Origin of the sequence: Methylicorpusculum sp. (genome assembly GCF_030651835.1) — a bacterium.
Lineage (GTDB): Bacteria > Pseudomonadota > Gammaproteobacteria > Methylococcales > Methylomonadaceae > Methylicorpusculum.
In genome coordinates this window covers 25,882-38,203 of record NZ_JAUSBX010000114.1, presented here as the reverse complement: position 1 = coordinate 38,203, position 12,322 = coordinate 25,882, and the positions used below count along the sequence as shown (strand labels likewise).

14 protein-coding genes and 1 pseudogene are annotated in these 12,322 nt (G+C 47.9%); 4 read left to right on the top strand and 11 right to left on the bottom strand.

What is annotated here, in order from left to right; translation table 11 throughout:
- The 5 genes and pseudogenes from Q7V32_RS15190 to Q7V32_RS15170 form a co-directional block, all read right to left on the bottom strand.
- Window positions 1–86, bottom strand: a pseudogene (locus tag Q7V32_RS15190) (IS200/IS605 family transposase); the annotation flags it as partial.
- 157 nt (window positions 87–243) lie between these two features.
- Window positions 244–471, bottom strand: a complete 228-nt coding sequence (locus tag Q7V32_RS15185) for a hypothetical protein (protein ID WP_304897821.1) — start codon at window positions 469–471, stop codon at window positions 244–246.
- A gap of 545 nt (window positions 472–1,016) precedes the next feature.
- Window positions 1,017–1,475 carry an IS200/IS605 family transposase gene (gene tnpA / locus Q7V32_RS15180; protein ID WP_304897820.1) on the bottom strand — a complete coding sequence of 153 codons (459 nt, stop codon included), beginning with the start codon at window positions 1,473–1,475 and terminating at the stop codon, window positions 1,017–1,019.
- 105 nt (window positions 1,476–1,580) lie between these two features.
- Window positions 1,581–2,471, bottom strand: a complete 891-nt coding sequence (draG, locus tag Q7V32_RS15175; RefSeq protein ID WP_304897819.1) for an ADP-ribosyl-[dinitrogen reductase] hydrolase — start codon at window positions 2,469–2,471, stop codon at window positions 1,581–1,583.
- Window positions 2,472–2,483: 12 nt separating this feature from the next.
- The gene (locus Q7V32_RS15170; protein WP_304897818.1) at window positions 2,484–3,290 is read right to left on the bottom strand and encodes an NAD(+)--dinitrogen-reductase ADP-D-ribosyltransferase; all 807 of its coding nucleotides are present in this window, start codon (window positions 3,288–3,290) and stop codon (window positions 2,484–2,486) included.
- 80 nt (window positions 3,291–3,370) lie between these two features.
- Here Q7V32_RS15170 and Q7V32_RS15165 point away from each other — a divergent pair, with 80 nt between their 5' ends.
- Entirely contained in the window at window positions 3,371–3,853 is a 483-nt protein-coding gene (locus Q7V32_RS15165; RefSeq protein WP_304897817.1) for a type II toxin-antitoxin system Phd/YefM family antitoxin, read from the top strand.
- A complete protein-coding gene (locus tag Q7V32_RS15160) occupies window positions 3,850–4,110 on the top strand; it encodes a Txe/YoeB family addiction module toxin (protein WP_304897816.1) in 261 nt (86 codons plus the stop codon). Before Q7V32_RS15165 ends, Q7V32_RS15160 begins: the two co-directional genes overlap by 4 nt.
- Before the next feature lie 145 nt (window positions 4,111–4,255).
- Here the strand turns inward: Q7V32_RS15160 and Q7V32_RS15155 are convergent, their stop codons facing one another.
- The 6 genes from Q7V32_RS15155 to Q7V32_RS15130 form a co-directional block, all read right to left on the bottom strand.
- Window positions 4,256–4,510, bottom strand: coding sequence for an AbrB/MazE/SpoVT family DNA-binding domain-containing protein (locus Q7V32_RS15155; RefSeq protein ID WP_304897815.1), 255 nt, complete (start codon window positions 4,508–4,510; stop codon window positions 4,256–4,258).
- A 166-nt stretch (window positions 4,511–4,676) separates the two neighbouring features.
- Window positions 4,677–5,513 carry a TOBE domain-containing protein gene (locus Q7V32_RS15150; RefSeq protein ID WP_304897814.1) on the bottom strand — a complete coding sequence of 279 codons (837 nt, stop codon included), beginning with the start codon at window positions 5,511–5,513 and terminating at the stop codon, window positions 4,677–4,679.
- A 75-nt stretch (window positions 5,514–5,588) separates the two neighbouring features.
- A complete protein-coding gene (locus Q7V32_RS15145) occupies window positions 5,589–6,935 on the bottom strand; it encodes a di-heme oxidoredictase family protein (protein ID WP_304897813.1) in 1,347 nt (448 codons plus the stop codon).
- A gap of 2 nt (window positions 6,936–6,937) precedes the next feature.
- Complete coding sequence (locus tag Q7V32_RS15140; protein WP_304897812.1) at window positions 6,938–8,227, bottom strand: ABC transporter substrate-binding protein; 1,290 nt, start codon at window positions 8,225–8,227, stop codon at window positions 6,938–6,940.
- Window positions 8,228–8,244: 17 nt separating this feature from the next.
- Window positions 8,245–10,251 carry a TonB-dependent siderophore receptor gene (locus Q7V32_RS15135; RefSeq protein ID WP_304897811.1) on the bottom strand — a complete coding sequence of 669 codons (2,007 nt, stop codon included), beginning with the start codon at window positions 10,249–10,251 and terminating at the stop codon, window positions 8,245–8,247.
- Between the two features lie 330 nt (window positions 10,252–10,581).
- Entirely contained in the window at window positions 10,582–10,995 is a 414-nt protein-coding gene (locus Q7V32_RS15130) for a LysR family transcriptional regulator (RefSeq protein WP_304897823.1), read from the bottom strand.
- Between the two features lie 68 nt (window positions 10,996–11,063).
- Here Q7V32_RS15130 and Q7V32_RS15125 point away from each other — a divergent pair, with 68 nt between their 5' ends.
- Together Q7V32_RS15125 and Q7V32_RS15120 are read left to right on the top strand one after the other, a co-directional pair.
- Window positions 11,064–11,525 carry a hypothetical protein gene (locus tag Q7V32_RS15125; protein ID WP_304897810.1) on the top strand — a complete coding sequence of 154 codons (462 nt, stop codon included), beginning with the start codon at window positions 11,064–11,066 and terminating at the stop codon, window positions 11,523–11,525.
- Window positions 11,526–11,840: 315 nt separating this feature from the next.
- The gene (locus tag Q7V32_RS15120; RefSeq protein WP_304897809.1) at window positions 11,841–12,239 is read left to right on the top strand and encodes a winged helix-turn-helix domain-containing protein; all 399 of its coding nucleotides are present in this window, start codon (window positions 11,841–11,843) and stop codon (window positions 12,237–12,239) included.
- The last annotated feature ends 83 nt before the right edge of the window (window positions 12,240–12,322 follow it).

Below are 12,322 nucleotides of genomic sequence, written 5' to 3'. Positions count from 1 at the left end.
AAGGCTTTGCGTCTGCGCTTTGGAATAAACACCACATGGTATTTGCAATCCCATTTGCTATGGCTCAAACTTTGATATTCTCTCATTTTCGATTCTCCTATCTTTTGGTCGAGATAAGAGCATCGTTGCGACCGCCTTATAGGTCAAACCTTTGAGATAGGGGTAGGGAAGGCTATTAACCTCCCCTCCCTCCGAACCGTGCGTGCGGTTTTCCCGCACACGGCTCTCCAGTCGAGAATTTCCTCATCGGGATTGACAAGCTATACGATGAACTTCTTTCATGGTGAAAAGCCCAAGGCTAGCAAAATAGGCATCTGGCATTAAACCATTTGCCCCTTCTACGCCGTTGTCCAGCGCTGTCAACATAGGTTTCGTCCATAGTGATGCTTCTACCCACGACCAACGGTCATGGCTGTCTGTTTCTTGTTTAGTTGTTACCAACACTGCCGAAATAGCTTGTCTCAGCTGCATTATATGTAGTCCTCCCATTTCTCTTCCTGCCCCCCTTCGCTCGGCACGGCTTTGCTTACCGTGATTTCTTCAGTCTATTGGACGTGTAACAGAGAGGCGTTTCACACAACGTCTTGTTGTTGGAGATTTCTTTTCCGCTTCTCCAGGGAGCGACTTCTTTTTTCTCTCTGTCAATCTACTGAGTCACTACTATGAGGGCTCTGACTCCTGCCACCGTCACCTCAGCGGCAGGTCTCCCCACTTACTTCAACTTACCTTCCTGACATTCCGCTCCCAACCACTTGGTAGGCCCAGTCATCGTTTCATTCGCCATGTCAACGTAACTGATGATTTTCAGGCTTCGTCATGGAACCGCAGACTCGCCGCCTTGCCCTGCCGAATCGGATTCGTTATCCTACGGACTGCCTTTTCGCTTCCAGTTGCTCTCCACCCCATTTCACAATGACGCAGTTACTTTCAGCTACGGCGTTATGGCTTACGCCGACAATTAATCACCCCCGGCAAAGCCGGGGGCTTATATCTGTTAGCCCCTCAAAGGGGCATGTTCATGAACCGCCTAAAGGCGGATTTGCTTGCCCAAAGAGCGTTAGTTGCTCGTAACGTTCTTCTTCACGCTCTTGCTCGCGGATGTAATTCCTCACCATTTCTTCATCAAGGCCAACTGTTGATACGAAATAACCCCGCGCCCAGAAATTTTCACCCGTGAAATTCTTGGTCTTGCCCCTAAAGTTCCTGGCTATTGAAATCGCACTTTTGCCCTTGATGTATCCAACTACGTTGGACACTGCATATTTCGGTGGAATGCTGATGCACATGTGCACATGATCTACCATCAAATGACCTTCTACTATCTCACAGCCTTTTTGCCGAGCCAACTCATGAAATAACTTTCCCAAATGCTGCCGCAACCCACCAAACAAGGCTTTGCGTCTGCGCTTTGGAATAAACACCACATGGTATTTGCAATCCCATTTGCTATGGCTCAAACTTTGATATTCTCTCATTTTCGATTCTCCTATCTTTTGGTCGAGATAAGAGCATCGTTGCGACCGCCTTATGGTCAAACCTTTGAGAGTCCCCCGGCATAGCCGGGGGTTTACCAATATTAATTAAGACGGCTGAGACTCAGCAAACTTCAATAGCTCAAGGGTTTGCGAGCGAATTTGTGCGGCGACCTGCGGTGACAGTTGAGTTAACCAGCGCTCCGGAATGCCTTCCAACCCGTATCTAGCACCTGCCAGCATTCCGGCCAGCGCTCCTGTCGTATCGGCATCCCCGCCCTGATTGACGGTTTCAATCAGACAGGATTCGAAGCTGTCCGAATTGAAAAAATAATGCAAAATGGTCTGTACGGTGTCGACAATATAGCCCGATGCTTTGCCCGAATAAGGGCTGTAAGCAAAATCGCCATGCTGATTGATCAACCATTCGGCTTCCTGATAACACGCACTCTTATCTTGTCCATGAATCAAGCGCTTGACCATGCGGCCAAGCGCTAAAACCGCCGCATCGGACAAGGGGTTATGATGCGTGATATGGCATTGCTGCAGACTCCATTCATCAAAATAATCCGGCCTGTTCAAGGTCGCCAAAACCACCGGCAAATTGCGCATACACGCGCCGTTTCCAGCATCATCATCGCGGGGCAAACCGGATAACTCACCGGTGTCCCGGTAGCGCACGATTCCGCGCTTACAGGTATTGCCAATATCGGGTGGATCGCTTTCCAGCCAACTGACAAAATTGCCCGCAACAGCATTAAGATTCCATGACTGATGATCGATAATTGCCTGCCCCAACGCCAGCGACATTTGGGTATCATCGGTCACCTCACCGGCCGTCAAGGCCAACCAGCCGCCGCCGGTTATCTCCTTATGAATACCGTATCGTTTCTGAATTTGATTCGGCGATAAAAACTCAACCGTCGCGCCTAGCGCATCACCGCAGGCAAAACCCAAATAAGCGCCCAATGCTCTATCCACTATTTTTTGATCAGTCATAATTTTTCTCGCTTATCGTTGCAGGTTAACCCGATAATCACCGCCGATGACCAAATACTCGGATTCACCGCGTAAGGCATGATGAGGCAGCAGTTCATTAAAAAAAATCAGTTTAACCATGGGCACTTCAACCTTCAGAATATAGGAACCGAATTCGCCGGCGACACTACGACGGTCGGTAAATGAAACAACGTTATTGAAACGGATGATTTTTTGATGCTTGTTTTCGTCCTCAATGATCCAGTCATCCACATCATTAACGCCGCGATAAAGGGTTTTATGGCTTTTTGCCGGAATTCGGAAGCGTTCGATAACCCACTGGCAATATTCATAGAGAAGATCCAGCTGCATGTAGATACAGTTATTATGATAACGACTGTTCATCTTTTCCTCGATATAGCTCATCCAAGGTTTGCCGCTGAAACTGGCTATTGGCTGTTTATGATAGGTTGGAAACAACCCGAAGCGGCTCTCGACCCAGCCTTTGAGAACCGCACCCTGCGCATTATTGGAATCCAGCCCCCAATCCTGAATCAGTCTGAGATAGCTATTACGATAACGCCGTCTGCCGGATGCATCATCGCCTAATCGTTGCTCCGTTTCGAAACCAAAAACTACACACATGTAATCCTGAAATAGCTGACCGCAGTCATCGGGCGAATGCTGTCCGGTCAATTGCTCAAATAAACCCGAGGCCGATTCGCGAGTTCCGGCAATGTGCAACGGTTTCGGATTTTCATTAAAGAGAGAGCTGGCAATACACGCTGTTGTAACACCGATCAAATTGGTACTGTGACAATATTCAGAAATATTACGCATCGGGCCGATGGTTAACTGTTCGGGAAAAATGTGCGACCTATCTTACACTAGCAGTGAATCTTGGTGCGAACGGAGGCAGGTTGAAAATAAACCAGGCCTTTCTATTTCCCCTTTCCAAAAAAGGCTATGAAACTAGAACTGACCCTTTTGCCCCTGTTACTCGCTCCTATTTTTGGAAACTAACACCAGCCGTAACCGGCATAGAGGTAGAGAACGTAGCTAACGAAATTTGCGCCGGATTGACGGCCTTATTATGTGCCGCTAGACTATCTGTACAATTTCGCGTACATGATAATTTTAGAGAGGCCCCGATGGACGCCATAAGCTACACCACTGCACGATCTAACCTAGCGAAAACTATGGAAAAAGTGTGTAATGACCACGATCCCGTGATCATTACCCGAAAAAGAGAAGCGCCTGTAGTAATGATTTCTTTAGAAGACTATCAGGCCATGGAAGAAACAGCATACCTGCTCCGATCCCCTGCAAATGCTCGCCACCTACTAGAGTCGATTGCGGAGCTTGAGGCAGGGAACGGTACCGAGCACGCGTTAATAGAATGAATCTTACTTTTTCCAGCAGAGCTTGGGAAAACTACCTGTACTGGCAAAAAACCGATAAAAACATGCTTAAACGGATAAATACTTTGATTAAGGATATTCAGCGCGACCCTTTTGAAGGTATCGGTAAACCAGAGCCTTTGAAACACGGCCTTTCTGGCTATTGGTCTCGACGCATTAATGATGAACATCGACTTGTCTATAAAGTTGTTGAAAACCATATCTTTATCGCTCAGCTTCGCTATCACTACGAATATTGAGAACATAACATTTGCAAGCGAATGGATTCAGGTCTAGCGCGGTAGGATGCGGTGAGAAACGAACCGCATCGTTCTCGATTGATGCGGTTCCTACCGTCACCGCATCCTACGGCCCTTAAATAAATACCGAAGCAAAACGTTGGTGTCAATAGCGATCATCAGCCACAAACTTATCGACAGCACGTTGTTTTAGAGCGGTTTTTATATCCTCAGCTGTGGGGTATGCTTGATTTTTGAGCAGGTAACTAAACTTACCCGCAATGCTTTCGGATGTCATCTTGACGATATGCGCCACGCCGTCACGGGCAAAAACTTCGACATAATCCCCTGGCTGCAAGGAAATGGCATTGCAAACCGATTGCGGTAGCGTCACTTGTCTTTTGGAGGTTACTTTGTGCATGTTGCTTTTCTCCTGGTATTACGTTTATGTTAATGGTAATACCAGGATTATTTAGCAGTCAACCTTGATTTATCCTATCCAGCCTAAAAGGAACATACAACAGATTTCGCTTACCTCAGTCAGGCAAGATGGCTATCCCCTATCCCTGACGACTGGATGTTTTAGATTAATCCAGAGACATCACCGCTAAAAAAACCGCATTGGCCTTGAATGCAGCAAGCACATTAACACCCTCTTCCAGATTCAATTCATCAACACTGTCATTAGTGACTGTTGCATAGACCGAATTACCTCCTGGCAGTTGTACCACCACTTCCGTATTGACCGCCCCTTTGTGCAGCCTCGAAATCTTACCGGACAATTGATTGCGCGCACTGAGCCTATAGGGCCCCAAGTCCGCAACGATCAATACCTGTGGGGCTTTGATTAGCGCGACAACTTCTACGCCTTTAACGATACCCAGATTTTTCAGTGACTCTTGAGTTATTGCGGCAACTAGATAATCACCTCCTTTGAGTTCTATGTTGATTTCGACATTGATGCCGCCATCGTGAATGTCAACGACGGTACCAAAAAACTGATTGCGGGCACTGGCTTTCATAAATGTTCTCCTGATTAAGTAATTGAATTCGGAATTGTTGGCCAATTCCTGATTGACGCGCTCCAGAAACTGATCATGCTCGTTTCGAAGCTTGACTAATAGTTTCAGCAGACTTTTTCCAGAGTCGGTCAACACACTTCCTCCGCCATACTTGCCGCCGATTGAGGTCGTAACCAGCAAATGCGGTGAGAGATTGTTGGCACGCTCCAGAATTTCCCATGCACCTTTGTAACTCAGTCCAACCTGTTTCGCCGCGCGATTAAGAGACCCGGTGGATTCAATTGCGGCCAGCAAATTACAGAGTTTCCAGGTAAATGCGCCAGCGATACGCAATTCGCCTTCGACTAGTCGCTCAGCCGATTTTTTATCTTTGCCCGGCTGCTGTTGTTCTGTTTCGCTCATTATTGTGATCCAGATTCTGTTTCAGATGAGTTGCATTCTATCCGAAAATGCTCTTATGTTCGGAAACTAAAAAAATCATAACGATTCCAAAAATCGGATAATGCTCCTGCGTTCAAGTGACGGTAGTTGTTCGAATCGCGTTCGCACGAACTGAGCTTCACCACCGTGCCATAAAATCGCCTCCATCTTATTACGGGCTCGTCCGTCATGTAAAAAGGTGCTGTGTCCGTTAATTTTCTTGATCAATCCGATGCCCCATAATGGTGGTGTACGCCAATCGCGGGCACTTGCTTCGAAATCGGGTCGATCGTCAGCCAGTTCTTCACCCATATCGTGCAGTAATAAATCGGTGTAAGGATGAAGAGTCTGCTGCGATAACGCCGGCATTTCCGGAAAGTCGCCGGTTTGCAAAGAAGGGGAATGGCAGGCGGCGCAGCCAGTCGAAACAAACAACCGTTCACCTTGCTGCACCATCGAATCGTCTGCAGCGCGCTTTGCCGGCACTTGTAACAAACGCAGATAGGTCAGTACTGCCTTGAGTTGACGATCGTCTAATTCCGGCTGCCGGGCCGACGGCGCTTGTTGGCAGGCAGTTTGGGTAAGACTGCAATTCTCAATCGGATGCAGCGACGAAGTGATACTCATATCGCCAATAAACGCACCGGCTATTTGCTGTTTCAATTTCGCAACATTGGCTTTCAGCCCAAAGCGGCCAATCGTTTTTTGCTGTTTCTCACTATCCCAAACCCAATTGGGCCGTCCGTTAACCCCCTGTTGCCGCCCACGCTCTGCCAATTGCATGATTGCAGAGTCAGACACCGCTTCCAACAGACCCAAGCCGAATACCGGCGGTCCGATTCGGGGCGAATAGAGTATTTCCGGTTCCAAGGGGCCGTATTGCAAATCGGTGAATGTGTAGATCGGGCGGCGCAAATGGATCGTTTCCCCATCCGGCAACATTCTGACAATTTCCTGATAACTGACTCGAACGCGGCCTTCACCCGGGATGCCGGGAATACCTTGTTCATTCAATTGATCGCCGTACACAGGATGTGGGCGCGGTCCTCCGTGCTCGTTGCTTCCGGGTAGGCTCAACCTGACCAACATAGAGCGCATCATCTGATCAGGTGTCTCCGGAGGCATCCCGCGTCCGTTTTTCGGATGGCAAGCGAGACAGGACAATTGGTTGTAAAGCGGCCCGAGGCCGGCACTATCGATATCGGATGCAGGCGGTATAACCCAGCTTTGCCTGAATAAATTTCGCCCCTGAAAGGCAAGGTCGGATAGCTCTTTGCCGACACCTGCGTAAATTTGAGCAAAGGCTTCCCTGCTTTCGTCATCTGTCACCCAAGCGTTTTCAGACTTTGCAGTCTGGGCGAACAGGCAAATTAACAGCGACATCAGCAGTTTTCCAGCACGCATCGTCAATGTCTCCAGGCTGCCAGCAATTGCTCGGCGCGTTGATATTTTCGACTGATATCACTACGCCAGGTATTCTCCAGACTTTTAGCCTGCATGTCGGCATCCGCATCTTTTATGCGCTTTTCGAAGCTTTGTTGTACAGAGATGTCACTTGCCAAGTCGAGGCTGATCGGAGCGGCCGTCAGTAAATGCCTGACTTCAGCCAGTGTCTCGTCCGATCGGCTATTCTGCGTCTCCAACTCATGTAAGCGCTGCCACAGCGGTTTTAATTGGTCGTGCCGCTCGGTCAGAAACAGATCAAACAACGCATTCTGCAAAGCCAGCCTGGGTAAGGTAGTGGATGGGTCGTAAACCGGTGAATGCAGGACCGCCGCTGCGAACGGATCGAATTGGCCTTCGGGTTTATCGGCGTAAACAGCCGGACGAACCGGCAATTTGCGGATATCGGGATGAAACAATAGCCGTTGCCCTTGCGCCGACAGGATGAATCCGACGAACTGCCGGGCGGCTTGTGCCTGCCGGGTCGATGCGGTTATCGCAATGTGCGCAGGCGAATAAGCGACCGGCTCGGGATATAGCAATTGCAGCGGCGCTCCGTTCGCTCGCGCCGAGGTGGCGAAAAAGTCCAGGCTAGGCGCAATACCCAGTTTGCCGGAACCGACAACGTCAGTGATGAAACCCCGGTTGTGTTCGAGTAATTGTGCGTTACCGGCCACTTCGGAAAACAACGCCCAACCACGTTCCCAACCGTATTGTTGCAACACGCTGCCGATCATCAGCGGCGCAAAGCCGAATCGGGATGGCACCGCTAATGCGATATGCCCGCTATAACGCGCATCGATCAAATCCTGCCAGGTTTTCGGTTCCGGCAAACGGTGTTTTTTCATATAACCGGGATTCACCACGAACCCGTATCCGGCCATTTCAGTCGCACAGTAAAAACCGTCAGGATCGATCAGCGGCATTACCCCCAGCTTTTCCGGCAGTCCGTCACGGTCTAATTTCAGTTTTTGCCAGGCACCTTCCTGTTTCAATTGTAAATAATTGTGCAGTGAAGCCGACCAATAGACGTCTACACCACCTTGATTGCGTTGCCGCAGATAGGGAAGTGCATCGTGCGGCATACGCCAGATGATCTTGACGTCGATGTCGGGATGGTCACGTTCGAACGCGGTTTCAAACTGCGCGACGACCTCTTCATGATAGGCCGTCAACACTGTCAACGTTTGTTTGGCCGATGCATCGCAGGCGGTCAAACTTGCAATCAGGATAAATAGGCAACGAAATGTCATGGCTTGACTCCTTGGCTTCAATAGCGCAAATTCAGGTTAGCGAAATAATTACGCCCTTGTTCCGGAAAGCCTTCCTGATAGGCAAAATTTTCATCGGTGACGTTGTTGACGCCGAATTCAGCATTGAAGTTGTCATGGACCGGAAAAGTCGCTTTCAGATTAGCTATGACAAATTCATCGGCAACTCTTACACCAAGCGTGTCACTGAACCGATCCGAATTGTATTCGGCACTGGCCAGCAGGCGCAAATACTTAAACGGCTCGTATTCAACGCTGACGAACACCTTGTGTTTGATGGTATCCAGCGGCTTGATATCGGGGTTCGTGATATTGTTGCGGTCCAACCAGGTGTAGTTGACATGCAAACGCCATTGCTCGTTTATATTCGCAGTCGAATACAGTTCTATGCCAAGATTTTCCTGTTCGCCGATGTTTTGTTGCTGGAAGCAGCGTGGATTTAGCTTTTGAGCGATACAAAAATTTCTGTCTAGCGTGACTTCCTCAATAGCGCTGTCGATTTGATTGAAAAAAATGGCCGCACCATAATCGAGCATGCCAATCGCCTTACCGTCGACACCGAACTCGTAATTTAATGCTTTTTCGGATTGCAGATCGGGACTCGGCAAGGCGTTGCCAAGCCGAAATGAATAGCGGTCCTTGATCGTCGGAAAACGGGTTTTATGCGCCAGACTGGCATGGACGATGAAATCCTTGAACAGTTCGTAAAAGGCCGCGCCCTGAGCATTGTAAGCATCTTTATTGCTAAAAGGAAAAAACTGCATCTTGGTATTCGCCCAATTTTGTGCCTGCAAGCGATGTTGCCGGTCGTAACTTGCTCCGAACACGAATCGCCAGGCATCGGCCGGCGTATAAACGTCTTCTATCGCATACGAAAAATATTCGTCTGACGAGCGTTCTTCAGGGGTTTTGGGTCGGGTATTGACGTGGGTTGAAGTATCGATATTATCGATTTCTCGGTGTACATCCTGTTTGTAATTGAACCCTAATTTAATTTCGTGGTGATTAAACCAGGTGTTGACATATTCAATCCCACCGCCGAACGTATAGTCATTGTATTGACTGTCGAAAGCAAAGGGCCGGGTTATCCGGCTGTAACTGGCACTATCGAATGACATCAAGCTGTTTTTGAAGGTATCGTGGTAAGCACGAAGTTTGATCGTATGAACATCGACGAATTGCGTACGCGACATAAAAAATATACTTTCCTTGTCCCAATAAGGCCAGCGCCAATACCGCGTTTGCACCGAAGAGTCGGTGCCGGCGTATGGCGGTGTATCCTTACGACCTTTTTGTGTGTTAAAACCGACCGCGTATTCGTCGGTCTCGTTCGGCGTCAATGCCACTTTTACACTGCCCTTGTAATCGGTATTACCGGAATTTTCCCGGATGCCGCCATCCTCGGAAGCCGTCGAATTGAAATTATCGGACAAACGCAACGATTGTCGATCCAGAAACGAAAATCCCCCTTGGATATAGCCCCAACCAAGATTGGATCCGATGTTCAACGCCGTTTGGTAGGTGTTGTCGTCGAACTGCGAATCCATACCCATGCCTAGCGTTAAATTAGCTTCCAGCTCTTTAGAGGGCCTTCGACTGATTAAGTTGATACTGCCGCCCAAAGTATTCGGGCCATACATTACCGAAGCATTGCCCTTGCTGACGTCGATTTGGCCGATATCGAAGGTCGTAAAACGATTCAAATCGACGTTTCCGTCATAGGGGACATAGACCGGGATACCGTCCATGAACAACGGCACCTGGCGCGAATTAAAGCCACGAATGAAAATCAGACGCTCGTTGCGCTGACCCAAGTTCTGTATTGATACGCCGGGCAACAGGTTCAGAGCCGAAGCCACATCATTCCGATTGTAACGGGCGATGTCTTCGGCCGTTATAGTTTCCTTGCCGCTGAATTTTTCCTCCCCGGACTTGGCGGTTACTTCGATCACACCCAATTTGAAAATATCGGGATTTGCAGTAACCGCCTGAGATAAAAACGACATTGACGCACATAAGATAAACTTTCGCATAAGCCACCCGATTTATATAATCAATTTATGTATCCATGTATATAACGATTGTCAGCATCCGTTCGTCTCGTGTCCGTTTCGTTACAACCTTAAAAGGGTTTGTAGCAATTATTACAAACAATCTGAAGCAAAAATCGCATTTTACTTTATGTACTTAACTACATATCGAAATTAAAGCACGAATTATGCCAAATAAGAATACGCTTTGCTTAGGGTGATGACTTTCCTGAGCCAGAGTATTTTCGACCATTAGCGATTCAGCGGGCCAATTGATTATACGAATAGGTCAATAGGCAATGCTTATCAAAGCGTCGAAACGCTCTTGTAGACTAAGCGTATCAGCGATCTTCCAGGGCCGCCGTTAGCAGTTGGGGAGTATGCGTTTGATGCGGCTTGACCAGACCGAATTTGACGATGCAGTGGCAATACGCAAATACCGGACAATTGCCCCGCTGAGGTCGCGGCTTCCTGCATCAGGCTTTCCCAATCGGCAGCAAGGGGCTGTGCGCGCTGCAGGATTCTTTCTCCTGCCGGACTCAGACCCATAAAGCGTTGGCCCCGCAGCACCAGGGTTACGCCCAATTCTTCTTCCAAATTCTGAATAGCCGAGCTGAAATCCGTCTGGAATATATGACAGGCTTCCGCCGCCCGGCCGAAATGACCGATCTTAGCCAGTGCAATTAAGTAGTTGAGTTTTTCATACTCACATTTCCTGATACGGTTTTAAATGGCTCAATTTATGCTTTTCCATTATATATGTAACAACATAACGATGGAGCAAAGACATGATTCAAAAAGACGTGTTTCAACAAACCAGTTCGAATCAAATTGAAAATTTGATGGTCGCAAAAATCATCAATCACGATATTCCGAACGGCTGCACTATGGCGGAGAGCTTCGGCACCGAACTCATATTGCCGTTAAACAAGGAATTGGCAACTGGTGCCTTAACGACTATCGCCATCTCGTCGAACGAAATTGCTCTTTCGCTTGGAAACGTGCAGGGTATTTCAATACAAAATCAGATCCGGGGCCGGATTTGCACGATCATTTCCAGCGAAAACGGTGTATTGGTTCAAATAGACTGTGGCAACATTTGGGTGGCGGGTGTTTCGTTGAAAGCATCCCGGGACATGAATCTAATAGAGGGAATCAGTGTTTACTGCCTTGCTAAAACCGTCGCTTTCACATACCGGCCTGAAATAGCTTTAAGCAAAGCGCTTAAAAGGTGTTTGACTATCTATTAGGAAATGGATTGTGATACTTCATCATACCGAAAATACATCTTTCAGCTTTTCAAAGGCCATTGTTAATTTAAATTCATAACGAACTTCCAATGCCTACTTCTTTATGTCGCAATCAATACCAAACTTGTTGCTTTTTGTAGGGAATTCGACATTAATTAGCTAGTTTTTAACCTTTTCGATATAACGACATATACATTACGGTAATTTATAATTTTAGAAAACAGTACCCAAAAAAGGCTAAAACGACTTCAAGCGGCCCGGTCGAACAGTATCTTGAAGTAGTGGACTAGCGCCGTTTTTGGTAGGCTACCCTGCATGACTACGACAAATACTAACAAACCCCATTTAGTGCGCCCACGCATTTATATTGGGGATACGATTGCACTTGGCCCCGGCAAAATCGACTTGTTGCGTTTGATCGATCAAACACACTCGATAGCAGCCGCCGCAAGATCGCTCAACATGCCCTACAAACGCGCCTGGATATTGATTGATAGTCTTAACCTGGGATTCGGACGGCCGGTCGTCAGTACTGCCAGCGGCGGTAAAGGCGGAGGTGGAACGGTTCTGACGCCATTAGGCGAGGATTTACTGGCCCGTTACACGGCGTTGGAAGAAAGCATCAACTCTGCATCCCATAATGAAATCAAAGCACTGCTGGAGTTAGCAAGTCAGCATGAACCTTTGGTTTCCGGCAAAGACGTTCCCGACTGAGTTTACGCATCAACTGATAAGCCCTTTATATTTGGCATTTTTTTTGCCTTTTATTTAGCGTTATGACAAATTTGACCTAACGC